Source organism: Neobacillus drentensis (assembly GCF_036965645.1).
Lineage (GTDB): Bacteria > Bacillota > Bacilli > Bacillales > Cytobacillaceae > Neobacillus > Neobacillus drentensis_D.
Genome location: NZ_JBALPZ010000121.1, coordinates 15,701 through 38,562, shown reverse-complemented (window position 1 = coordinate 38,562; position 22,862 = coordinate 15,701). Strand labels below are relative to the sequence as shown.

Sequence of the window (22,862 nt, the reverse complement as noted above, 5' to 3'; positions counted from 1 at the left end):
CCCGGCACGCCCGCGGAAATCGAGCGCCTGGAGCGGATATCAACAGCCCAATTTAAATGAGCCATTCGAAAAATAAAAAATGAAAACGTTGACAGAATAAGTACCTAAGAGTACTATAAAAGTGTACTTAATATTTACGAACAGCATTCGATAATGTCGAACGATAAGGAGGGACAAGATGGCGGAGCGTCTAATTCAATCAATCGAAAGAGCAGCAGATGTCCTAGGACTATTTTTAACTTCACATCCAGAACAAAGTATTAAAGAGATTAGTGACAGATTGAACCTATCAAAGAGTACTGTCCACGGCATTATCAAAACCTTGGAACATCGAGGCTACCTAGAGCAAAATTCAGAAAATCAAAAATATAGACTCGGAATTAAACTCTTTGAGCTAGGTAATTACGTAGGAAAACATCTTGATATTGGAAGAATTGCCAGACCCATCATTAAAGACTTAGTCGAGGAGCTACATGAAACCGTCCACTTGGTATCGCTGCAGCGTGATGAACTAATTTACATTGAAAAAGTAGAAGGTCCGAATGCCTTAACCATTTATTCACATATTGGCAAGAGAGCCCCATTTCATTGTACAGGTGTTGGTAAAGCCATTTTGTCCCATCTTAGTGAAGATGAAGTAAATCGAATTTTATCATCTATCAGTTTAGAAGCATTTACAGAATTTACGAAGACTAATATCGAGGAGATTAAAGGTCTTTTGCCATCCATTAGGGAACAAGGTTATGCCTTTGATGATGAAGAGATTGAGCTGGGACTAAAATGTGTAGCTGCACCTATCTTTAATCATCAAGGGAATGTGATCGCTTCGATAAGCTGTGCTGCTCCTAAAATGAGGTTAGATGAAGAACGTCTGCCTAATGTCATTGAGGGAATTAAGCATGCAGCGGCTGATATTTCAAGACAGTTAGGTTTCAATGGGAATATTGCATCTAAGTAGAGAAAGAAAAGAGATAAATTAATAAATTTAGGTATTGGAGGAGAATTATTTTGTCAAAAGTAAAAGTTGCCGTTCTGGGATCAGGGAACATTGGGACAGATTTAATGATTAAACTAGGCCGTTCTGACCTATTAGAGCTAACTGCTGTAATAGGAATAGATCCACAATCAGATGGACTCCGTCGTGCGAGAGAATTAGGATATGCCGGGGTTGATACAGGGATTGATGGATTTCTAGCAGATCCAACTTTAGAAGCGGACATTGTTTTTGATGCCACGAGTGCAAAAGCACATTTATACAATGCAAAAGTATTAAAAGAAGCCGGCATAAAAGTAATTGATATGACTCCAGCTGCAGTAGGACCATATGTATGTGCGGCCGTTAATATTGAGGACCATTTAGATAAAGATAATATCAATCTGATTACTTGCGGCGGTCAGGCAACCATCCCAATGGTTCATGCTGTAAACCGTATTGCACCAGTTGAGTATGCAGAAATCGTTGCCACCATTGCAAGTAAAAGTGCTGGACCTGGAACACGTGCCAATATTGACGAATTTACGGAAACCACTTCCCGTGCAATTGAGGTAGTCGGAGGCGCGAAAAAAGGGAAAGCCATTATGATATTAAATCCAGCTGAACCGCCAATTATGATGCGTGATACAGTGTATACGCTTGTGGAAGAAGGAAAAATGGATGAAGAGGCCATTCGACAATCCATCGCTGAAATGGAAAAAGTAGTTCAATCCTATGTACCAGGCTACCGTCTCCGGACTGAGGTGATTTTTGAAGGTAATAAAGTGACCATCTTCCTTGAAGTAGAAGGTGCTGGTGATTACTTGCCGGTGTATGCAGGTAACCTTGATATCATGACTTCTGCTGGTGTAAGAATTGCTGAAGCATTTGCGAAAAAACTTTTAACGAAAGAAACAGTTTAAACTGTTAGAAAGGGGTAAAGAAAAATGACAAATGAGAGAGATATCCTGATTACAGAGGTAGCCTTACGGGACGGAAGTCATGCGATTAATCATCAATATACAGTGGAACAAATACTCAAAATAACCAAAGCATTGAATGATACGGGCGTACCATTTATTGAAGTATCCCATGGAGACGGGCTGGCAGGCTCATCTTTACAGTACGGACTCTCCCGTACTAATGAAATGGAATTAATTGAAGCCGCGGTATCCGTTGCTGATAAGTCTAAAATTGCTGTCCTTCTTTTACCCGGAATCGGTACATTGCATGAATTAAAAGAAGCCGCTAATTTAGGAGCTAAAATGGCCCGTATTGCCACCCATGTGACAGAGGCTGACGTAGCTCCCCAGCATATTGCTTACGCAAAAGAATTAGGGATGGAAACAGTTGGATTCCTTATGATGAATCATATGGCTCCGGTTAATAAATTAGTTGAGCAGGCTAAATTAATGGAAAGCTATGGTGCTGATACGGTTTATGTTGTGGATTCTGCCGGTTATTTACTGCCTAACCAAGTACGTGAGAGAATTCATGCCTTGAAAGAATCCGTTGGAATCAATGTTGGCTTCCATGGGCATAACAACTTATCACTTGCAATGGCCAATACTCTTGCAGCAATTGAAGAGGGAGCCACGCGGATTGACGGAAGTGTGCGCTGTCTTGGTGCCGGGGCAGGTAATACGCAAACAGAAGTATTGGTTGCCGTTTGTGAACGGATGGGAATTAAAACTGGAGTAGACTTATATAAAATGATGGATTTAGCAGAAGACATTGTTGCCCCTATCCTACAAGTGCCGCAGGAAATTACAAAAGACAGTTTAACATTAGGTTATGCGGGTGTATACTCAAGCTTTGCTCTTCATGCAAAACGTGCTGCTGCTAAATTTGGTGTTGATTCACGAGACATTTTAGTAGAATTAGGAAAACGTAAAGTGGTGGGCGGCCAAGAGGATATGATTGTCGAAGTGGCGGCTGAGATTGCTAAACATAATAGTAAAGTAGCTTTAAGCTAATTATTTATAGATTCATAACTTCTAAGAGTTGGCGGAAAGGAGAACTTCCTCTTTTTCGCCAGCATACTGCGCAAGGATATATATTTTTAAAAAATTACTGTAGTATTTAATGAAAGCGGTTTTAAGTTCTGTGATCATTGTCCTCAGTTGCTAAAATATATCTCGCTGCAACTTCTTAGAATAATACTCGCTGAAATAGAGGAGAGATTTTATGGAACTGGTTATTATCCTATTAGCACTCGGAATGTTAATGTTTATTGCTTACCGGGGATTTTCTGTTATTTTGTTTGCTCCTATTTGTGCATTATTTGCCGTATTCCTAACAAATCCAGATTTCGTCTTACCGTTTTTTTCAAATGTTTTTATGGGGAAAATGGTTGAATATATTAAACTATATTTTCCGATTTTCTTATTAGGAGCAGTATTCGGTAAGGTTGTTGAAATGTCTGGATTAGCACGTTCTATTGCAACAACGCTCATTCAATTAGTGGGGCGTAAACGTGCCATGCTGGTCATAGTATTATTATGTGCGATTCTTACCTATAGTGGTATCAGTTTGGTAGTTGTTGCTTTTGCTGTCTATCCTTTTGCAGCAAACCTGTTTAGACAATCTAACATTCCTAAACGATTAATTCCAGGTACCATTGCCCTAGGTTCATTCACCTTTACAATGGATTCACTTCCAGGGTCTCCGCAGGTACAAAACGTTATCCCGACCACATTTTTCAAGACAAATCTTTATGCTGCACCAACACTTGGGATCATAGGTGCGATTTTTATCTTCACACTTGGTATGCTCTATTTAAATTCACGCCGGAAAAAGGCTGAAAAAGCTGGTGAAGGATACGATTGTTTCGGAACGATTAAAGAAAAACAAATTGAAGTTAACCTTGATTTACAAGAAAGTACGGCTCGTAAAATTTTGGCCTTTGTTCCAGTTGTACTGGTTGGAGTATTAAATAAAGTGTTAACAACTTTAATTCCTAAGTGGTATCCGAATGGTTTTGATTTTTCAAAAATTGGTTTAAATTTTCCTAATATTGAAACTTCACAGGTTGTGGGTATATGGTCGGTTGAAATTGCACTTATTATTGGTATTCTTACTACTATTTTATATAATCGAAAACCAATTGTACTTAACTTTAAAGATGGTATGAATATAGGGATTGCCGGAGCCTTATTAGCCATAATGAACTCTGCTACTGAGTACGGCTTTGGTGCAGTTATTTCATCACTGCCTGGTTTTACGATTGCTAGAGATGGCATTTCTAAATTATTTGTTAATCCATTATTAAATGGTGCTGTGACTACAAACGTTCTTTCTGCTATTTCCGGTTCAGCTTCAGCGGGGATTGCGATTTCGTTAGGAATTATGGCTGATAAGTATATTGAATTGGCCAACCAATTTGGAATTCCTCTTGAAGTCATGCACCGGGTCATTTCGATGGCCTCAGGGGGTATGGATACACTGCCCCATAATGGTGCGGTTATCACGTTACTTGCGATTACAGGTTTAACACATAAACAGTCCTACCGTGATATTTTTGCAGTCACTATTATTAAAACAATCGCAGCCTTCTTTATCATTGGCGTATATTTAACAACAGGACTAGTTTAATAGAAGAAATAAGAGTAGACTGGGCAAGTAAACAATGTCTTTAATTTGACAAGTTTACTTGTTTTTCTTTGCCAAAAAATAACAATCCTAATTGTTTTAATAGTTACTAGCAAAATTAACACAATTCTTCGAAAAATATGTTAAAATAATCGAAATAGTATTAAAATTATGTAACTATATCTTTTATGGAAAGTTTATAGAAACTAAGGATGGGAGCCATAATCATGAAGGAGTTAGAAATTGACGTAACTTTAAGTACAGAAAAGAAACAAAAGCCATCTTTTGACCATTTAGATTTTGGTAAGAATTTCACTGACCACATGTTTATTTGGAATTATACTGAAGGTAAAGGGTGGCATGACCCAAGAATTGTACCTTATCAACCCATTACTTTAGACCCGGCTGCGACCGTATTTCACTACGGGCAAACAGTATTTGAAGGGTTAAAAGCATATATGACCAAGGATGAACAGATTCTATTGTTTAGACCTGATGAGAATATGAAACGATTCAATCGTTCTAATGACCGCTTATGTATGCCGAAGCTTGATGAAGAAGGGGCATTAAGTGCGTTAAAGCAATTAATTCAAATTGAACGTGATTGGATTCCTTCTGCGGAAGGCACATCCCTCTATATTCGTCCATTTATGATTGCGACTGAAGCATTTCTAGGAGTACATCCTGCAAAAACCTATCAGTTTATGATTATTCTTTCTCCTGTAGGTGCTTATTATAAAGAGGGAATCAATCCTGTTAAAATTGCTGTGGAAAGTGAATATGTTCGTGCAGTTGCTGGGGGAACAGGGAATGCCAAGACAGCAGGGAACTATGCAGCGAGCTTAAAGGCGTCCGAGATTGCCGAGCAAAATGGTTATTCTCAAGTATTATGGCTTGATGGAAAAGAGAATCAATATATTGAAGAGGTTGGCAGTATGAACGTCTTCTTTAAAATCAATGGGGAGGTTATTACTCCAGAGTTAAATGGAAGTATCCTTGAAGGGATTACTCGTAAATCAGTTATCGAGCTATTGAATTATATGAATATTCCAGTTGTAGAGCGAAGACTTTCTATTCATGAAATTCAGCAGGCTTATCAAGATGGCCTATTAGAGGAAGCTTTTGGTTCTGGAACAGCTGCGGTTATCTCGCCAATTGGAGAATTACTATGGAAGAACGAGAAAATGGTCATTAATAAGGGAGAAATTGGTTCGGTTTCGAAACAAGTATACGATACATTAACCGGAATCCAAAATGGCACAAAAGAGGATCCTTTTGGATGGTCAGTAAGGATTTAAGGTGAAGTTCGATGGTCATAAAAAATATCTCTATCATCGGTCTTGGGGCATTAGGAATTCTATTTGGGAACCAATTAGCTAAGAAGATGCCCCGTGCCGATTTAAGAATAATTGCTGACCAAGACCGCATTCAGCGCTATAAAGAGGACGGAGTTTTTTGTAATGGGGAGCGCTGTGATTTCAACTATGTGAGACCTGAGGAAGCATGCGAGCCAGCCGATTTGTTGATCATTGCGGTAAAATTTAATGGCTTAGATGCTGCGATCCAAGCGGTAAAACAGCATGTTGGTGAGAAAACAATTATTTTATCACTCCTAAATGGTATCACTAGTGAGGACATCATTGGTGAGACTTATGGTATGGATAAGATAATATATAGTGTGGCCCAAGGTATGGATGCGGTTAAAGTCGAGAACCAACTGACATACGACCATATGGGAATGATCTGTTTTGGGGGAAATGAATCAGAAAAGGTGAATAGCCTGGCTGAGTTTTTTGAACAAGTGGAAATTCCATATGAGGTTGACCCCAATATGTTAAGAAGGCTGTGGGGGAAATTCATGCTTAATGTAGGGGTAAATCAAACCGTTGCTGTCTTTGAAAGTAATTATGGAGAGGTCCAGCTTGAGGGACCGGCTAGAACGATGATGATTTCTGCTATGAGAGAGGTAATGGCGCTCTCGGAAAAAGTAGAGGTCCGTTTAACGGAAGAAGATTTAGATTATTGGTTAAGGGTATTAGGCACATTAAGTCCAGATGGAAAACCCTCAATGGCCCAGGATGTTGAGGCAAGACGATTCAGTGAAGTAGAGTTATTCTCCGGTACCGTCGTGAAATTGGGGAAAAAGTATGATATACCAACACCTGTTAATCGAGAGTTGTATCATAGAATAAAGTCAATTGAAAACCAGTATACAATAGCATAAATAATAAAAAATAAAGGCAACTGCCCATTTTCGGGAAGTTGCCTTTTATTTTTTATAAAGTGCTAATTCTAAGCCTAATCCATTATATTATTATAATAAATATTAAAAACATTCTAAAAAAATCATCTTAATGATGAGAAATTATACCTTTAAAAAATTGAACTGAGTAAAAGAACTCTGTTGATTGGAACGGAAGGCGGCGAAGACTCNNGCGCCGAGGAGGCTTCCCGGCACGCCCGCGGAAAGCGAAGCCGCCTTGAGTGGAAATCAACAGCCAATATACATACACAAATTACATTTATGTGAATTTTCAGTGCCCTCCCACTTCAGGGAGAGACTTTTTTCGTTTTAGAAGAAAAATGATTGTGTTTTAAAATATTATAATGTTATAATGTGCTAGTATGGTAACGTACTAAAGTATTTATAAAATAATCTTGTAAAAGGTGGTAATACATGATGAAACGTATAGCAACAATGATGCTCGCCATTGCAGCTGTTTTTTCTCTTCTTACAGCTTGCTCAAGCAAATCATCTAGTGCTAAAAATGATACGCTAATTATTGGGATTGACGATAAATTTGCCCCTATGGGATTCAGAGATGAAAACAATAAGATTGTCGGCTTTGATATTGACCTCGCAAAAGCTGCTGCTGAAAAAATGGGGAAAAAAGTAGAGTTTCAGCCAATCGATTGGAAAACTAAAGAGTCTGAACTTAGCAGCGGCCGCATTGACCTTATTTGGAATGGATACACTATTACAGATGATCGAAAGAAAAAAGTGCTTTTCACAAAGCCCTATTTAAAAAATGCACAAGTCGTTGTTACACGAACTGATTCTAAACTTACTAAACTATCAGATTTAGAAGGAAAAGTTGTCGGGCTTCAATCGCTTTCCTCTGCGTCAGATGCCTTAGATGCAAATCCAATTAAATCAAAAATTAAAACCGTAACAGAATTTAAAGACAATGTGTTAGCTTTAAATGATTTAAAAAGCGGACGTTTGGATGCGGTGGTCATTGATGAGGTCGTTATTAATTATTATATGACTAAAGAGAAAAATACTTTTAAAATATTGGATGAATCACTTGCTCCAGAGGAGTATGGAGTAGGTGTGAAAAAAGGAAATGAAGAATTACTTAAAAATCTTCAAAAAGCCCTCGATGATATGAATGCAGATGGAACAGCAGCAAAAATCTCAACTAAGTGGTTTGGCGAAAATAAAGTATTGAAGTAAAATTTATAAGAAGGCAAAACAGGATTTCCACCGGAAAGCCTGTTTTGTTTGTTAATTGATAATGCTGCTTACGCTTTTCTAATTGGAGGAAAATTAAGAATGTCTATTAATTACATTATTTCAATCCTGAAGCCAATGCTTGAAGGGGCCCAGATGACGATCCTTTTATTCATTATTGCTATTTTAGTCTCCATTCCATTGGGCTTTCTTTTAACATTGGCAGTAAGAAGTAAAATCAAACCATTGTCATGGCTTGCACAAGCATATATATATGCGATGCGGGGAACACCGCTGTTATTGCAATTATTATTTATCTGTTTCGGGCTGCCGATGATCCCGGTTATCGGTGAATATTTAGTCTTGGACCGTTTTGTTGCAGCGTGTTTAGGGTTTATTTTAAATTATGCAGCATATTTTGCCGAGATCTTTCGTGGAGGATTATTGGCAATTGATAAAGGACAATATGAGGCATCTCAGGTTCTAGGGTTAAATAGATGGCATATGATGACGAGAATTATCATGCCGCAAATGTTTCGAATTGCCCTGCCGGCTGTGGCAAATGAATCGGTTACACTGGTTAAAGATACTGCCCTCCTCTATGCCGTGGCAGTTCCTGAATTACTACACTTTGCCGAAACAGCGGTCAATCGTGATTTTACCATCGTTCCCTTTGTGGTAGCTGGAATTATTTATCTCTTAATGACACTTGTATTAACACTAGTATTTAAATGGGTTGAGAATAGATTTAGATTTGAATAGAAGGTATGGGTGAATATGGCGATTATTGAAGTTTCAAATCTCAAAAAGTCTTATGGCAAACTAGATGTATTAAAGAATATCACCTTTGATGTCAATAAAAATGATGTAGTTGCGGTCATCGGTCCCTCGGGTTCAGGGAAGAGTACCATGCTGCGCAGTCTTGTTCACCTTGAACAAGTAGAGGCTGGCAGTATCTGTGTTTTGGGTCAATACTTGGTGAAAGATGGAGTGTATCCAAAACTTCCCGAAATTAAACAGATTACCGCTAAGATGGGAATGGTCTTTCAGCACTTTAATCTGTTCCCTCACCTAACAGTTCACGAAAATCTGATGATTGCACCTAAATTGGTGAAAAAAGAATCTTCAGCTGAGCTTCAACAGCGAAGCTCAGAGCTATTGGATAAAATAGGCCTTCTCAATCGTGCCAATGCCTACCCTGCCAATTTATCAGGCGGACAGAAACAAAGGGTTGCTATCGCTCGAGCACTCATGATGAGGCCTGAAATTCTGCTATTTGATGAGCCTACATCAGCTCTTGATCCTGAGCTAACAGGTGAAGTGCTCAAAGTAATGAAGGATTTAGCAGAAGAACAAATGACAATGATTGTGGTGACTCATGAGATGGGGTTTGCTAAAGAGGTAGCTAACAAGGTGATATTCATGGACAATGGAGAGATTATTGAGTCCGGCCATCCAGCTGAGATTTTTACTAATCCTCAATTCGAACGGACAAAAGTCTTTTTAAACCGCAGTTTATAATAATGAAAAGCTCATCTTTAATTTACTAATAAGATGAGCTTTTTTATATACAATTATTAATTATTGACCTTTCAGGAGTTACTCCAATGGAAATCGATGCATCTGACAAATTTGCTAAAATTATTGAAGGGATATCCATGATGGGCTGTAAAACAATTTTAACAGGATTACGTGCGGACATTGTCAAAAACTTAATTAACATTGGGATAGATTTTAATGCGTTGGCCGAATTCAAAGGGACATTGCAACAAGCCCTTAATGATGTTATGTATGATCAAAGGAAATAACATAAATAATGCCGAGTTAGAGAAGAATAAAGGTAAAAAGGAGGTCCTATTTAATGGATATAAATTCGTTCAAAAATAAGGATCATGAAGAAAAGGAAAACCTTGCATCCATTCTTGAAAGTTCAAAAGAAATTGAAGAAGATCTGATGCGAACTTATCTAATTACATCAGAGCGTATTCATGACAATGATGAATTAAAAGAACGTCTTGAAAATTTTGCCCAAGGGAATGCAAAACGGACAAAACAGTTAATAGATGAATTAAATGGTCTTACAGATAAATAAAAAAAGGTGAAAGTTCTCTTTAAATTAAGAGACCTTCACCTTTTTTTTATAGGATATAAACAGATAGCTCAACTTTGAGAATTGTCCAGCTCCAGCACTCTAGCAGCTAGTGTCCTTCGCGCTCCGCCCTACGATAAGTCAACATCGAATCGCTTGAACTCCTTCGTGTTTCCTTTATCTCAGTTGGAGCACTCCAGGCCATACGCTGCTGACCAGGGTGCTTACGCTTTTCCTATCGAATACCTTTCATTAATCCCTGAATCTTTGGTGCTAGCATTAAAAGAATAATACCAAGGACAATAGAAGCTCCGCCGATGACACCAAAGTATGTCATTTCAGTTGCAGGAGTATAGAATTTAACGACTTGTGCATTTAAAGCTTGAGCGGCTGCACTGGATAGAAACCATAAACTCATCGTTTGTGCAGAGAAAGCTGCTGGAGCTAATTTTGTAGTTGCTGATAGTCCAACAGGTGATAAACATAATTCACCTAGAACAACGATAAAATAACTAAGAACTAGCCATAATGGATTTACTAATGAATCTGTTCCTCCGAAATAGGCTGGTACAAGAATTACCATAAAAGATAATCCAGCAAATAATAAGCCCAGTGAGAATTTTTGCGGTATGGTTGGCTCGCGTTTTCCTAATTTCATCCATATTGCAGCAAAAACAGGAGCGAATACAATAATGAATAATGGGTTTAATGATTGGAACCAGGCTGGAGAAATTTGAATACCAGCAAAATCTAATTGTGTCCGCTTGTCAGCATAGTTGGCAAGGATGGTCGATCCCTGCTCTTGAATGGCCCAGAACATAACGGAAGCAATAAACAATGGAATATATGCGACAACACGTGATTTCTCAATTGAAGTAGTTTTAGGACTTGTGTACATGCGAATAAAGTAAATAGTCGGAATCAGAATTCCAAGAATACTTACAATGTTAATAAACCCTTCAAATGTTAACATGCCATTTGGAATTGTAATAAAACAAATGATAGCAATAACAATAATTGCAATGGCAAAATAAGTATAGACTTTTTTCTTCTCAGAGCCTGTAAGCGGGTTAGATACGGTAGTCCCCGCAAGTCCAAGACTTTTCTTTTTTGTCACTAGGAAGAGAATTAATCCTACAAACATACCAATTGCAGCAATACCGAAACCTAAGTGAAAGCTGGTATTCATAATTGTTTTGGAGCCAACGATTAGTGGTGATAGGAAGGCACCTGCGTTAATCCCCATATAAAAAATACTAAATCCAGCATCACGACGGCTATCATTTTCAGCATACATTTCACCAACAATAGTCGAAACGTTCGGTTTTAATAAACCTGTACCCAAGACAATCAATACCATGGAAACAAAGAAAAAGGCGATATTTCCAGGAATGGCAAGGGCAATATGACCGAGCATTATGAGGATGCCTCCAATGAACACTGCTCTTGACGTACCAAAAATACGGTCTGCGAACCAGCCGCCAATAATCCCTGACATATACACGAGGGAACCGTATATCGACATAATAGATAAGGCCAAGGTTTGGTCCATACCTAAACCGCCCTTGGTTACACTATAATACATATAGTAAACGAGAATAGCTCTCATTCCGTAATAAGAGAATCTCTCCCAAAATTCCGTGAAGAAAAGGGTGAATAAACCTTTAGGATGTCCAAAGAATCCTTTCTGAGGTACACTATCCACAATTTTCTGCCTATTTACATTTGACATTATACAACCTCCTTTTTATTATTCTATAATACTTTTCACATATTTGAATTGTCAAAAACTTTTTTTGGTAATTAAATGATGGTTACTTAAAAACCTTGATAATTCAATATATTTATGAATATTAGAGGGAAAAGAAAGTTTTTTTAAAATAGTTAATTATTTCTGATTAGAAAAATTTTTCACTCTACTATATTGCTAGTAGCATAAAAGTTAGTTAGGATTATTAATTTGAAACCAGATGAAAATTGAATACTTCCAACATCAAATGAAAACGTTTTATTAAATTGGGCATTTTACGGGTTGACTTTAACGCTGCGTAAAGGTGTATGGTTTATTCAAGAGGAGGTGAACGAATGGAGTATACAGTGCAAAAGTTGGCGAGCTTGGCGGGGATAAGTACGAGGACACTAAGATATTATGACGAAATCGGGATTCTTAAGCCGGCAAGAATCAATTCGTCAGGTTATCGAATCTATGGTCAAGCAGAAGTCGACCGGCTGCAGCAAATTCTATTTTATAGGGAATTAGATGTGAGCTTAGATAAAATTAAAGATATAGTAACCGATCCATTCTTTGATGGTACAGCCGCACTTAGAGATCATCGTGATAAGCTCCTTGAGAAAAAGAAACAATTAGATTTATTAATTGCTAATGTCGATAAAACGATTGCCTTAACGGAAGGGAGAAGGAAGATGTCTAATCAAGAGAAGTTCGAAGGTTTTAAGAAAAAGATGATAGAGGAAAACGAGAGAACGTATGGGAAAGAAATCCGCCGAAAATATGGGAATGATCAAGTAGTCCAATCAAATGCAAAGGTCATGAATATGTCAGAGGAGCAGCATAATGAAGTCACTACATTAGCCGAAAGCATCACAGTCACTTTAGCTGAAGCGTTTAAAACAGGTGACCCGGCAGGGGAGTTAGCCCAAAAAGCGGCTGAACTGCATAAACAATGGTTATGCTATTATTGGACTGAATACAGCAAAGATGCCCATTCCGGCCTTGCACAAATGTATGTAGATGATGAGAGATTTACAGCCTACTATGACAAAGAGCAGCCTGGTATGGCAAAGTTTTTAAGAGATGCTATCTATATTTACACGGGAATGAAAAAATAACAAATGTGCCTGACACTACTTTCGCAGAACTGCGGATGGTGTCAGGCTTTTTTTATCGTTAATTAAATAAGTCATATTTTGTACGAATAATTAGTTCTAACGGTCAATAGATTATAGAAGCTATTTATTTCGTCTAGTAGAAAAGAAAAAAGTAGGTGTGAATGTGGATAGAGGACCTATTCTTCGAATTAATGATTTAAAAGTGTCGTTTCAATCCGGAGGGAACTATGCCCCTGCTGTAGATGGAGTGAGTTTTGAATTAAGAGAGGGAGAAATACTTGGAATCGTTGGTGAGTCAGGGAGCGGCAAGAGTGTCACTTCACTAGCATCTATGGGGTTAATACCTTCTCCTCCTGGAAAAATAGACAACGGGAAAATTATTTTTGCTGGTAAAGATATAACGGACATTTCTGAAAGAGAATGGAGAAAAATCCGCGGCAATCAACTATCGATGATTTTTCAGGAGCCAATGACATCCTTAAATCCCTTATTCACCATTGGAAACCAATTAGATGAAGCCATTCGGTTACATACAAATCTAACAAAAAAAGAGTCAAAGAGTCGGTGTATTGAATTATTAGGGCTTGTAGGCATCCCTCGAGCAGAAGGGATTCTAAAGGAATACCCCCACCAATTATCAGGGGGGATGAGACAGCGGGTAATGATTGCCATGGCAATGGCCTGCCAGCCGAAGGTGCTGATTGCGGACGAGCCCACAACAGCACTGGATGTCACGATTCAAGCGCAAATTCTTACTTTAATGAAGGAATTAAATAATAAAACCAAAACTTCTATCATTCTAATCACCCATGATTTGGGTGTTGTTGCCGAAATTTGTGAACGGGTCATTGTTATGTATGCAGGGCAAATTGTGGAGCAAGGTGAGGTCAGAAAAATATTAAAAGATCCAGAGCATCCTTATACAAAAGGGCTATTAAAATCTATTCCTGAAATTAGAGGAAAGAAAGACCGGCTATACAGTATTCCTGGAACAGTTCCGGAACCAGGAACTGTAAAGAAGGGCTGCCGATTTGCAGCGAGATGTCCAGATGCCTTTGCTAGGTGTCAAATGGAAGAGCCGGAACTGTATAAAACTCAAAAAGATGGACATGAAGTCCGCTGCTTCCAACATACATTAAAGGAAGGGAGTGGTGATCATGCCGGAGTTACTTCTTGAGGTAAATGGGCTAAAAAAGTACTTTCCGATCGCAAGCGGCCTTTTTGGCAGGAAACAGGGTGAAGTAAAGGCAGTCGATGATATCAGCTTTTTTGTGAGAAAAGGAGAAACACTCGGAATTGTTGGTGAGAGCGGCTGTGGAAAGTCTACTACTGGACGATTACTAATGCGCTTAATTGAATCGACTGATGGAAAAATTCTGTTTGAAGATAGAGAAATCACTAGAATGTCAAAGTCAGAATTAAGAAGAATACGCAGGGATATTCAGATGGTCTTCCAGGATCCTTACGCATCGCTAAATCCAAGACATTCTATTGAACAGATTCTAGAGGAGCCTTTGATTGTCCACGGGATTGGAACAAAGGATGAACGCCGTAAGCAAGTAAGAGATATGCTTGAGGTAGTTGGCTTAAGCAGTTACCATGCTAAAAGATATCCGCATCAATTTAGCGGTGGGCAGCGCCAGCGGATTGGAATTGCTAAGGCACTTATGACAAAACCAAAACTTATTATTGCAGATGAACCTGTTTCAGCGCTGGACGTTTCAATTCAAGCGCAAATTCTTAATTTAATGAAGGAGATACAAGAGGAATTTAAGCTCACTTATATATTTATCGCCCATGATTTAGGTGTAGTTAGACACATTAGCGATCGTGTAGGCGTGATGTATTTAGGGAGATTAATAGAACTCGCTGACAGTGAAGAACTCTATGAAAACTCCATGCATCCATACACCAAAGCTCTACTATCAGCGGTTCCGGTACCTGACCCGGATTTCAGGAAGGAAACCATCTTAATAGAAGGGGAATTGCCAAGTCCGGCCAATCCCCCCTCGGGCTGTGCTTTCCATACGAGATGTAAGGAGTGTATGGATATTTGCAAAACAACAAGACCTTTAGAAATAGAGATAAATGGTCATTTTGTTGCATGCCACTTATATAACAAGTGAATCTGCAGCATTGATGATAATAAATAAACAAATAATTAGGGGGTAGAAAATCTTATGAAGAAGTCATTCCAATTGCTGTTGATCTTCTTATTAGCCGTCAGCATGTTTTTAGTTGGCTGCAGCAGCAAAACAAATGAAGTAACAGGGGATAAAAAAGATACGGTTTCAGATAGCGGAACGAAAAAGGATACATTAGTTTATGGCCGGGGTGGAGATTCTACATCCCTAGATCCAATCACCTCAACAGAAGGTGAAACATTTAAGGTAACTGAAAACATTTTTGAAACTTTAATCCAATATGGCGACCAGGATACTACCATCAATCCTGGACTTGCTGAATCATGGGAAGTTACTCCTGATGGGTTAACATATACCTTTAAACTCCGGCAAGGGGTGAAATTTCATGATGGAACGGATTTTAATGCAGAGGCAGTTATTTTTAACTTTGACCGCTGGATGAATGGAAATGCGGACAGCTTCCCTTACTATACCATGTTTGGTGGTTATAAAGGGGAAAAAGGACATGTGATTAAAGAAGTTAAGGCTGTTGATGACCATACTGTACAATTTGTATTGACAAGACCTCAAGCGCCATTCCTTAAGAACTTAGCGATGTCACCGTTTGGAATAGCCAGCCCTGCGGCAGTTAAAAAATACGGTGATAAATTTAGAGAGCATCCTGTTGGCACAGGACCATTTAAATTCGTGGAGTGGAAAGAAAACGATACGATTACGCTTGAGAAAAACCCAGACTACTGGCAAAAAGGCTATCCTAAGTTAAATAAAGTGATTTTCCGTGTCATTCCTGAAAATACAGCACGTCTTAACGCTCTTGCCAATGGCGAAATAGACGTCATGGATGGTCTAAACAACTCAGACGAGGCCACTGTTAAGGCAAATGCCAATCTTCAAGTGATTGAACGTCCATCAATGAATGTAGGGTATATTGGTTTAACGACCACTCGTAAACCATTTGACAATAAACTTGTTCGTCAAGCCATCAATTTTGCCATTGATAAAAAATCAATCATCGATGCATTTTATGGGGGAAAGGCACTTGAAGCTGTTAACCCAATGCCGCCTTCCATTGAAGGCTATAATAAGTCTATTGAGCCATATCCATATGATTTAGAAAAAGCAAAACAATTATTAAAAGAGGCAGGGTATGAAAAAGGATTCGAAACTGATCTTTGGGCTATGCCTGTAGCTCGTCCGTATATACCCGAAGCGCAAAAGGTAGCAGAAGTGATTCAAGAAAGCTTAAGTAAAATTGGAATAAAAGCCAAAATTCAATCTGTTGACTGGGCAACTTATTTAGAAAAAGCAACTAAAGGTGAGTTTGATATGTTCATGCTTGGCTGGACCGGTGACAATGGTGATCCTGACAACTTCTTATACACTTTGCTTGATAAGGACAGCATTGGAAGCAATAACTATTCTTATTATAGCAATGACCAATTGCACGAAATCTTAATTAAGGCGCAGACAGAAACAGACCAGGCAAAGCGTAATGCACTTTATGAGCAAGCTCAAGTCATCATCCATGATGATGCTCCATGGGTTCCGCTCGTACACTCAACGCCATTGTTAGCAGCGGGAAAAGATGTCGTAAATTACTTACCGCATCCCACAGGATCAGAAGCACTGACTAAGGTTGAATTTAAGTAAGAGCTGAACAAAAGGGAGGGGCTCTCCCTCCCTTTTGTAAAATCCTGTTTCTTTTAAAAAAGAGGTGAAAAGTTTGTTTACGTACACAGTCCGCCGCGTGTTCTCTCTAATACCTGTTTTAATTGGAATGACTCTAGTAGTTTTTGCTATTATCCATGCCATACCTGGGAATCCTGCACAAGTTATTCTTGGTCAAAGAGCGACAGCAGAATCAATTGCTGCCCTAACAAAGGAATTAGGATTGGATAGGCCTTGGTATCTACAATACGTAGATTATATTAAGGCGTTACTTCATGGGGATTTGGGGGTTTCACTGAGGACAAGAGGTCCTATTAATGGAGAAATATGGTCTTACCTTGCAGCAACGGCAGAATTAACGCTAGTTGCCATGTTTATCGCTGTGATTCTCGGCGTAAATGCCGGAATTGTTAGCGCCTGGTTTTCGAAATCATGGTTTGATTATGCTGCAATGGTTCTTGCTCTAATTGGGGTTTCACTGCCTATTTTTTGGCTTGGTTTAATGGAGCAATGGGTATTTTCCATCCATTTAGGCTGGCTTCCAACCACAGGAAGAGAGAATGTTAGAGATCCCGTCTCAGCCATTACCCACCTATATTTAATAGATACCTTATTACAAGGAAGATTGGATCAATTTTTCGTTGTTCTCAAACATTTGATTCTGCCAAGCTTGGCACTTGCCACCATTCCCATGGCAATCATTGCAAGAATGACACGTGCAACTATGCTGGAAGTGATGAAATCAGATTTCATCCGTACCGCAAGGGCAAAGGGATTAAGTATGTTTTGGGTGGTTTATAAACATTCTTTAAAAAATGCAGTTATTCCAGTCCTGACGATTATCGGATTGCAAACAGGCCTTCTATTAGGAGGAGCGATCCTAACTGAAACCATCTTTGGCTGGCCGGGAATAGGCCGATATTTATATGATGCAATCGGTTATCGTGATTATCCAGTAATACAGTCCGGTATTTTATTAATTGCGGCCATTTTTGTCCTTATTAATTTAATTGTGGATTTATTATATGTCTTTGTTGATCCAAGAATTAAATATACAAAATAAGGGAGGGGGATTTTTGAGTGGCGGAACTTGTAAAAAAAGCAGCTCATATCGAGCCTGTATTTGTTGAAGAAAGGCTGATGTCTCCCTGGAAGGAAGCATGGATATCATTTTATAAAAATAGATTAGCTCTGGCTGGTCTGGGGATTGTAGTTTTTTTTATCGTGATTGCTATTTTAGCACCGATTATTGCACCTTATAGCTTTAGAGAGCAAGTACTAGCAGACCGAATGCTCCCGCCTTCAAACGATCATTGGTTCGGCACAGATGATTTTGGCCGTGACATTTTCTCTCGGATTGTTTATGGGGCAAGAATATCGTTGTGGGTTGGATTTTTTTCAGTTTTAGGGTCTGTCGTTTTTGGAACAATTTTAGGAATTGTCGCAGGTTATTATGGCCGCTGGGTAGATATGATTATCTCGCGAATCTTTGATATTATGCTGGCTTTTCCGAGCATTTTATTAGCGATTGCTGTGGTGGCCATCCTTGGACCATCCTTACAAAATGCTTTAATAGCCATTGCAGTTATTAATATTCCAAACTTTGGCCGGCTTGTGCGCTCCAAGGTGTTGAGCGTTAAACAGGAAGAATACATTATGGCGTCTCGAGCAGTGGGGATGAGGGATTCCCGGATTCTCTTTCGTCACATCTTACCTAACAGTATTTCCCCAGTCATTGTCCAAGCAACTTTAGCAATTGCCACATCTATAATCGAAGCGGCAGCCTTAGGTTTTCTGGGTATGGGCGCACAGGCTCCGGCACCAGAGTGGGGGAAGATGCTGGCTGATTCAAAGAATTATATTACTCAGGCTCCATGGACACTGTTTTTTCCGGGAATCGCTATCATGCTGACAGTGCTGGGATTTAACTTAATGGGAGATGGATTAAGAGATGTCCTTGACCCCAAGATGAAGAATTAAGGTTTGAACGAGACTCCAGCTGGGGTCTTTTTCTTTTTGATTTTTCGAGTAGGTGTAATATGTTCAAATGGTCACATAAACATTGTTTTTCTATTGGAGGAACTATTATAATGAGACAAGATAAAGTCGTACATTTCAGAAAAAATAATTATACAATTCATATCCTTGAGGGGGAATTATAGATTGGTATATCGGGGAGTTTCTTTAAAAGAAATGAGTATTGTGTTTATAGGGTTTATGGGAGTAGGAAAAACGACAATCGGTAAAGCTGTCGCGAAAAAACTTTATCGTGATTTTATCGATATTGATGCGGAAATAGAAAAAGAGTACGGGATGCCAACGTCACAAATCTTTACTAGAATTGGCGAAAAAGCTTTCCGTGAAAAGGAAAAAAGTGTTATTACTGATGTATGCAAAAGGAAAATGAAGATTATTTCTCTTGGAGGCGGGGCATTTTTACAAGAAGAGATCAAACAGGTTTGTTTAGAAAATTGCCTTGTTATTTTCCTAGATTTATCCTGGGAAAATTGGAAGGATCGAATTAGTCTTATTATTGACAGCCGGCCTGTTTTAAAAGGTAAGTCCTTAAAGGAAATTGAAGAACTGTTTTATAAACGTCAGGAAATTTACGCTGTTCACCATTCTGTAGTATCAACTGATAATCAAGAGGTAGAAGAGATAGCGGATTATATTGTTGAATCATTAAAATTAGCCTGGGAATTACATGGTGAAAAGTAGTAACCGTTATGCCTCAGGAACTTTTATTAAAAAATAGAAAAGGACTGGGGAAAAATGAAAAAAACTATTACCGTTAGAGGGATTACCCTCGGTGAAGGTGTTCCGAAAATTTGTGTACCAATGGTAGGGACTAGCATACATCAACTTATAGAGGAAGCAAACTATTTAAAAACACTTGATTTGGATGTTGTAGAGTGGCGTGTTGATTTCTTTGAGCATGTTGAACAAATTGAAAAGGTAGAAGCAGCCTTAAAAGAAATTCGTGCTATTCTTCCTGAAACCCCACTGGTTTTTACTTTCCGCAGTGCTAAAGAAGGCGGAGAAAAAGAGATTAGTACAGCTTTCTATTTTGAGCTAAATAAAGCTATCACGGAAACTGGCTTAATCGATATCGTCGATATTGAGTTATTTAATGAAGAAAATGATGTTAAAGCACTAATAGAAGCAGCGCATGCACAAAACGTATATGTAATCATTTCTAACCATGATTTTCATGGGACTCCTTTAAAAGATGAGATTATCTCACGGCTATGTAAAGCCCAGGAATTAGGTGGAGATCTGCCGAAGATTGCTGTAATGCCTGCTAGTACAGCTGATGTCCTAACATTATTGGATGCCACAACAACCATGAATGAACAGTACGCTGACAGACCGATTATTACTATGTCTATGGCAGGAAAAGGGGTTATTAGCCGCCTAGCTGGAGAATTATTCGGCTCTGCCCTTACTTTTGGAGCAGCTAAGAAGGCTTCTGCACCGGGACAGGTAGCGGTTAAGGAACTGCGAAGTGTCTTGAATTTGCTTCATACAAGCCTATAAATGACTAATTGTTACTTGATCCTATGAAGTTCCTGATATTTAAGGAGCTTTTTTTTTGCATATAAAATGTATAATCTTACAAGGGGTAATGTAAGCGTTTGCAAAAATAAGTAAGGCAATTTTCAGTAAAAATCAAAAATTAAGCCAATTAACTGTTGAATAATTATATAATAGTATGTATAATAATTCATTATAAAAGCGACTTGGGAGTGGAAGAAATGAAAGCTGCAATTATCGGTGGAACCGGTTATGGTTCAGTCGAGTTAGTCAGATTAATTAATAAGCACCCATACTTGGAGATTGGTTCCGTTGTATCTAACTCCCAAGCAGGGGTTCATTTTAATGATGTGTATCCACATCTCTCAAATATTGTTGATCAACCTCTTGAAACATTTGATGCCAATAGATTAAGTGAAGAGAATGAAATTGTTTTTCTTGCTACTCCTTCTGGTGTAAGCAGCAAACTTGTACCTCAGTTAGTTGATAAAGGAATAAAGTGTATTGACCTATCTGGAGATTTCAGGCTGCGGTCAAGTGTTGAATATGAGACTTGGTATAAACACCCATCACCGGAAGAGAAGTACTTGACCAAGGCAGTGTATGGTTTAAGTGAAATCTATAAAGAGGAAATCAAGGAGTCAACTTTCATCGCTAATCCCGGCTGCTATCCAACAGCAACTAATCTTGGTCTTTTACCGATTCTTAAATCCAAATTAGCTGATGAAAATTTTATTATTATTGATGCAAAATCTGGAGTATCTGGCGCAGGAAGAGGACTCTCACTAACTTCCCATTACTCAGAGATTAATGAAAACACCAAAGCTTATAAACTAGGAAAACATCAACATATCCCTGAAATAGAACAAGTATTGTCAGATGAGAGTGGTAATCCTATTACCGTTACCTTTACTACACATCTTGTTCCCATGACAAGAGGAATCATGTGTACGATGTATGTGAATCTAAAAGAAAAAATTTCAACCCAAAAAGTTATTGATTTATATAAGCAATTTTATCAAGAATCACATTTTATAAGAATACGGCCAGAAGGAAATATACCTGGAACAAAAGAAGTCATGGGATCAAACTTTTGTGACATTGGCTTGCATGTGGATGAACGGACTAATCGGTTAACTGTGGTCTCAGTTATTGACAACTTAGTAAAAGGGGCTGCAGGTCAAGCGGTTCAAAACGCTAATCTAATAAATGGCTGGGATGAACAAACTGGGCTCACCGACATACCAATGTATCCATAATTAAAACTAATATTTTACTAGTTAAATAGCCCGGTTAAATGCCAAGGGAATCTTAAGGGGGAAAAGAAATTGACACAAGCCACATCAAGCAGCAAAATCGTTGTACTTGGAAACGAAAGTGTAACTTTACCAATGGGGTATAAAGCGGGCGGTATGCATTGCGGAGTTAAGAAAAAACGTCTTGATTTAGGATATATTGTCTCGGAAGTTCCAGCGACTGTAGCAGGTGTTTATACTACTAATGTTTTTCAAGCAGCACCATTGATTGTAACTCAAGAAAGTATAGCAAAAGAAAATAAAATCCAAGCCATTCTTGTGAACTCAGGAAACGCCAATGCCTGTACAGGCGAGCAGGGTTTACTCGATGCAGCCCAGATGCAAAAAAATTTCGCGGGCGAATTAGGCATACAGCCGCATCTTGTAGCAGTTACATCAACCGGGGTAATTGGTGAATTACTGCCAATGGATCGTATTAATACTGGAATAAAACATATCCTTCAATCGGAATTTGAACAAGAGGAAAATTTTAAACAAGCCATTTTAACCACTGATACTTGTATCAAACAAATCGGTGTTCAATTTACAATAGATGGAAAGACGATTTCAATCGGAGGTGCCGCAAAAGGTTCAGGTATGATTCATCCTAATATGGCAACCATGCTCGGCTTTGTGACAACTGATGCAAACATAGCCCATGAAGACCTGTTATTGGCTCTTAAGGATGTAACGAACCAAACGTTTAATATGATTACAGTTGATGGAGATACAAGTACCAATGATATGGTTCTTGTTATGGCCAACGGATTAGCCGGCAATGAACAGCTTACAAAGGAACATCCTGACTGGGTCAGCTTTGTGGATGCATTAAGTATTGTTTGTAAGGAACTCGCCAAAAAGATTGCTAGAGACGGAGAAGGAGCAACAAAGCTGGTTGAAGTCCAAGTGAACGGGGCTTTTAGCACAGATGCAGCTAAAACAGTTGGTAAATCCATCATTTCTTCTAATCTCGTTAAAACAGCTATCTACGGAACAGACCCTAACTGGGGACGAATTGTCACAGCTGCTGGATACAGCGGAGTTCCAATTGAACCCAATTTATTAGAAGTTTCAATCGGTCAATATAAAGTATTTGAAAAGGGCTTACCGTGCCCAATCGTTGAAGAAGAAGTAAAAAGCTACTTAGAACAAGAGAATGTTGTCATATATGTTGACTTAAATCAAGGTGAATACAGTGCAACTGCCTGGGGATGCGATCTTACTTACGATTATGTAAAAATCAATGCATCCTACCGCACTTAAG

General features: G+C 38.7%; 22 protein-coding genes. 21 read left to right on the top strand and 1 reads right to left on the bottom strand.

Annotation, left to right across the window (positions count from 1 at the left end; all coding sequences use genetic code 11):
• Positions 1 to 178: 178 nt before the first annotated feature.
• From V7266_RS21290 to V7266_RS21240, 11 genes are all read left to right on the top strand, one after another.
• Positions 179 to 958: an IclR family transcriptional regulator gene (locus V7266_RS21290; protein WP_335470679.1), complete on the top strand. Its 780-nt coding sequence runs from the start codon at positions 179 to 181 to the stop codon at positions 956 to 958.
• A 50-nt stretch (positions 959 to 1,008) separates the two neighbouring features.
• A complete protein-coding gene (locus V7266_RS21285; RefSeq protein ID WP_335470678.1) occupies positions 1,009 to 1,896 on the top strand; it encodes an acetaldehyde dehydrogenase (acetylating) in 888 nt (295 codons plus the stop codon).
• A gap of 24 nt (positions 1,897 to 1,920) precedes the next feature.
• On the top strand, positions 1,921 to 2,949 hold the full coding sequence (gene dmpG, locus V7266_RS21280) for a 4-hydroxy-2-oxovalerate aldolase (protein WP_335470676.1): 1,029 nt from the start codon (positions 1,921 to 1,923) through the stop codon (positions 2,947 to 2,949).
• A 211-nt stretch (positions 2,950 to 3,160) separates the two neighbouring features.
• Complete coding sequence (locus V7266_RS21275) at positions 3,161 to 4,567, top strand: GntP family permease (RefSeq protein ID WP_335470673.1); 1,407 nt, start codon at positions 3,161 to 3,163, stop codon at positions 4,565 to 4,567.
• A gap of 224 nt (positions 4,568 to 4,791) precedes the next feature.
• Positions 4,792 to 5,862 carry a branched-chain amino acid aminotransferase gene (locus tag V7266_RS21270; protein ID WP_335470671.1) on the top strand — a complete coding sequence of 357 codons (1,071 nt, stop codon included), beginning with the start codon at positions 4,792 to 4,794 and terminating at the stop codon, positions 5,860 to 5,862.
• An 11-nt stretch (positions 5,863 to 5,873) separates the two neighbouring features.
• On the top strand, positions 5,874 to 6,788 hold the full coding sequence (locus V7266_RS21265; protein WP_335470668.1) for a ketopantoate reductase family protein: 915 nt from the start codon (positions 5,874 to 5,876) through the stop codon (positions 6,786 to 6,788).
• A gap of 456 nt (positions 6,789 to 7,244) precedes the next feature.
• Positions 7,245 to 8,021, top strand: coding sequence for an amino acid ABC transporter substrate-binding protein (locus V7266_RS21260; RefSeq protein ID WP_335470738.1), 777 nt, complete (start codon positions 7,245 to 7,247; stop codon positions 8,019 to 8,021).
• Between the two features lie 99 nt (positions 8,022 to 8,120).
• Positions 8,121 to 8,780, top strand: a complete 660-nt coding sequence (locus tag V7266_RS21255) for an amino acid ABC transporter permease (RefSeq protein ID WP_335470666.1) — start codon at positions 8,121 to 8,123, stop codon at positions 8,778 to 8,780.
• Positions 8,781 to 8,795: 15 nt separating this feature from the next.
• Positions 8,796 to 9,539 (top strand): amino acid ABC transporter ATP-binding protein, encoded by a 744-nt coding sequence (locus V7266_RS21250; protein WP_335470664.1) that lies wholly within the window; start codon positions 8,796 to 8,798, stop codon positions 9,537 to 9,539.
• Between the two features lie 86 nt (positions 9,540 to 9,625).
• Entirely contained in the window at positions 9,626 to 9,826 is a 201-nt protein-coding gene (locus V7266_RS21245; RefSeq protein ID WP_335470662.1) for a hypothetical protein, read from the top strand.
• Between the two features lie 53 nt (positions 9,827 to 9,879).
• Positions 9,880 to 10,110 carry a hypothetical protein gene (locus V7266_RS21240; RefSeq protein WP_335470660.1) on the top strand — a complete coding sequence of 77 codons (231 nt, stop codon included), beginning with the start codon at positions 9,880 to 9,882 and terminating at the stop codon, positions 10,108 to 10,110.
• Positions 10,111 to 10,342: 232 nt separating this feature from the next.
• Here the strand turns inward: V7266_RS21240 and V7266_RS21235 are convergent, their stop codons facing one another.
• A complete protein-coding gene (locus V7266_RS21235; RefSeq protein ID WP_335470658.1) occupies positions 10,343 to 11,839 on the bottom strand; it encodes a peptide MFS transporter in 1,497 nt (498 codons plus the stop codon).
• Between the two features lie 353 nt (positions 11,840 to 12,192).
• On the opposite strand from V7266_RS21235, the gene V7266_RS21230 reads away from it, so the two are divergent.
• From V7266_RS21230 to argJ, 10 genes are all read left to right on the top strand, one after another.
• Positions 12,193 to 12,957 carry a MerR family transcriptional regulator gene (locus tag V7266_RS21230; RefSeq protein ID WP_335470657.1) on the top strand — a complete coding sequence of 255 codons (765 nt, stop codon included), beginning with the start codon at positions 12,193 to 12,195 and terminating at the stop codon, positions 12,955 to 12,957.
• 163 nt (positions 12,958 to 13,120) lie between these two features.
• Positions 13,121 to 14,134, top strand: a complete 1,014-nt coding sequence (locus tag V7266_RS21225; RefSeq protein WP_335470655.1) for an ABC transporter ATP-binding protein — start codon at positions 13,121 to 13,123, stop codon at positions 14,132 to 14,134.
• On the top strand, positions 14,115 to 15,083 hold the full coding sequence (locus tag V7266_RS21220; RefSeq protein ID WP_335470654.1) for an ABC transporter ATP-binding protein: 969 nt from the start codon (positions 14,115 to 14,117) through the stop codon (positions 15,081 to 15,083). The genes V7266_RS21225 and V7266_RS21220 overlap by 20 nt, the downstream gene beginning before the upstream one ends.
• A gap of 54 nt (positions 15,084 to 15,137) precedes the next feature.
• The gene (locus V7266_RS21215) at positions 15,138 to 16,751 is read left to right on the top strand and encodes an ABC transporter substrate-binding protein (RefSeq protein WP_335470653.1); all 1,614 of its coding nucleotides are present in this window, start codon (positions 15,138 to 15,140) and stop codon (positions 16,749 to 16,751) included.
• A 73-nt stretch (positions 16,752 to 16,824) separates the two neighbouring features.
• Positions 16,825 to 17,832 (top strand): ABC transporter permease, encoded by a 1,008-nt coding sequence (locus V7266_RS21210; RefSeq protein WP_335470651.1) that lies wholly within the window; start codon positions 16,825 to 16,827, stop codon positions 17,830 to 17,832.
• Positions 17,833 to 17,909: 77 nt separating this feature from the next.
• Positions 17,910 to 18,749: an ABC transporter permease gene (locus V7266_RS21205; RefSeq protein ID WP_335470736.1), complete on the top strand. Its 840-nt coding sequence runs from the start codon at positions 17,910 to 17,912 to the stop codon at positions 18,747 to 18,749.
• 213 nt (positions 18,750 to 18,962) lie between these two features.
• Positions 18,963 to 19,487, top strand: coding sequence for a shikimate kinase (locus V7266_RS21200; RefSeq protein ID WP_420491472.1), 525 nt, complete (start codon positions 18,963 to 18,965; stop codon positions 19,485 to 19,487).
• Between the two features lie 54 nt (positions 19,488 to 19,541).
• Complete coding sequence (aroD, locus tag V7266_RS21195; RefSeq protein ID WP_335470649.1) at positions 19,542 to 20,306, top strand: type I 3-dehydroquinate dehydratase; 765 nt, start codon at positions 19,542 to 19,544, stop codon at positions 20,304 to 20,306.
• Positions 20,307 to 20,524: 218 nt separating this feature from the next.
• Complete coding sequence (gene argC / locus V7266_RS21190; protein ID WP_335470647.1) at positions 20,525 to 21,562, top strand: N-acetyl-gamma-glutamyl-phosphate reductase; 1,038 nt, start codon at positions 20,525 to 20,527, stop codon at positions 21,560 to 21,562.
• Between the two features lie 69 nt (positions 21,563 to 21,631).
• Positions 21,632 to 22,861 carry a bifunctional glutamate N-acetyltransferase/amino-acid acetyltransferase ArgJ gene (gene argJ, locus V7266_RS21185; RefSeq protein ID WP_335470646.1) on the top strand — a complete coding sequence of 410 codons (1,230 nt, stop codon included), beginning with the start codon at positions 21,632 to 21,634 and terminating at the stop codon, positions 22,859 to 22,861.
• Position 22,862 lies beyond the last annotated feature (1 nt).

Coding starts and splice junctions, on each gene's coding strand:
- V7266_RS21290 (WP_335470679.1), top strand. CDS start 179: ATGGCGGAGCGTCTAATTCAATCAATCGAAAGAGCAGCAGATGTCCTA.
- dmpG (WP_335470676.1), top strand. CDS start 1,921: ATGACAAATGAGAGAGATATCCTGATTACAGAGGTAGCCTTACGGGAC.
- V7266_RS21275 (WP_335470673.1), top strand. CDS start 3,161: ATGGAACTGGTTATTATCCTATTAGCACTCGGAATGTTAATGTTTATT.
- V7266_RS21270 (WP_335470671.1), top strand. CDS start 4,792: ATGAAGGAGTTAGAAATTGACGTAACTTTAAGTACAGAAAAGAAACAA.
- V7266_RS21265 (WP_335470668.1), top strand. CDS start 5,874: ATGGTCATAAAAAATATCTCTATCATCGGTCTTGGGGCATTAGGAATT.
- V7266_RS21260 (WP_335470738.1), top strand. CDS start 7,245: ATGAAACGTATAGCAACAATGATGCTCGCCATTGCAGCTGTTTTTTCT.
- V7266_RS21255 (WP_335470666.1), top strand. CDS start 8,121: ATGTCTATTAATTACATTATTTCAATCCTGAAGCCAATGCTTGAAGGG.
- V7266_RS21250 (WP_335470664.1), top strand. CDS start 8,796: ATGGCGATTATTGAAGTTTCAAATCTCAAAAAGTCTTATGGCAAACTA.
- V7266_RS21245 (WP_335470662.1), top strand. CDS start 9,626: ATGGAAATCGATGCATCTGACAAATTTGCTAAAATTATTGAAGGGATA.
- V7266_RS21240 (WP_335470660.1), top strand. CDS start 9,880: ATGGATATAAATTCGTTCAAAAATAAGGATCATGAAGAAAAGGAAAAC.
- V7266_RS21235 (WP_335470658.1), bottom strand. CDS start 11,839: ATGTCAAATGTAAATAGGCAGAAAATTGTGGATAGTGTACCTCAGAAA.
- V7266_RS21230 (WP_335470657.1), top strand. CDS start 12,193: ATGGAGTATACAGTGCAAAAGTTGGCGAGCTTGGCGGGGATAAGTACG.
- V7266_RS21220 (WP_335470654.1), top strand. CDS start 14,115: ATGCCGGAGTTACTTCTTGAGGTAAATGGGCTAAAAAAGTACTTTCCG.
- V7266_RS21215 (WP_335470653.1), top strand. CDS start 15,138: ATGAAGAAGTCATTCCAATTGCTGTTGATCTTCTTATTAGCCGTCAGC.
- V7266_RS21205 (WP_335470736.1), top strand. CDS start 17,910: ATGTCTCCCTGGAAGGAAGCATGGATATCATTTTATAAAAATAGATTA.
- V7266_RS21200 (WP_420491472.1), top strand. CDS start 18,963: ATGAGTATTGTGTTTATAGGGTTTATGGGAGTAGGAAAAACGACAATC.
- aroD (WP_335470649.1), top strand. CDS start 19,542: ATGAAAAAAACTATTACCGTTAGAGGGATTACCCTCGGTGAAGGTGTT.
- argC (WP_335470647.1), top strand. CDS start 20,525: ATGAAAGCTGCAATTATCGGTGGAACCGGTTATGGTTCAGTCGAGTTA.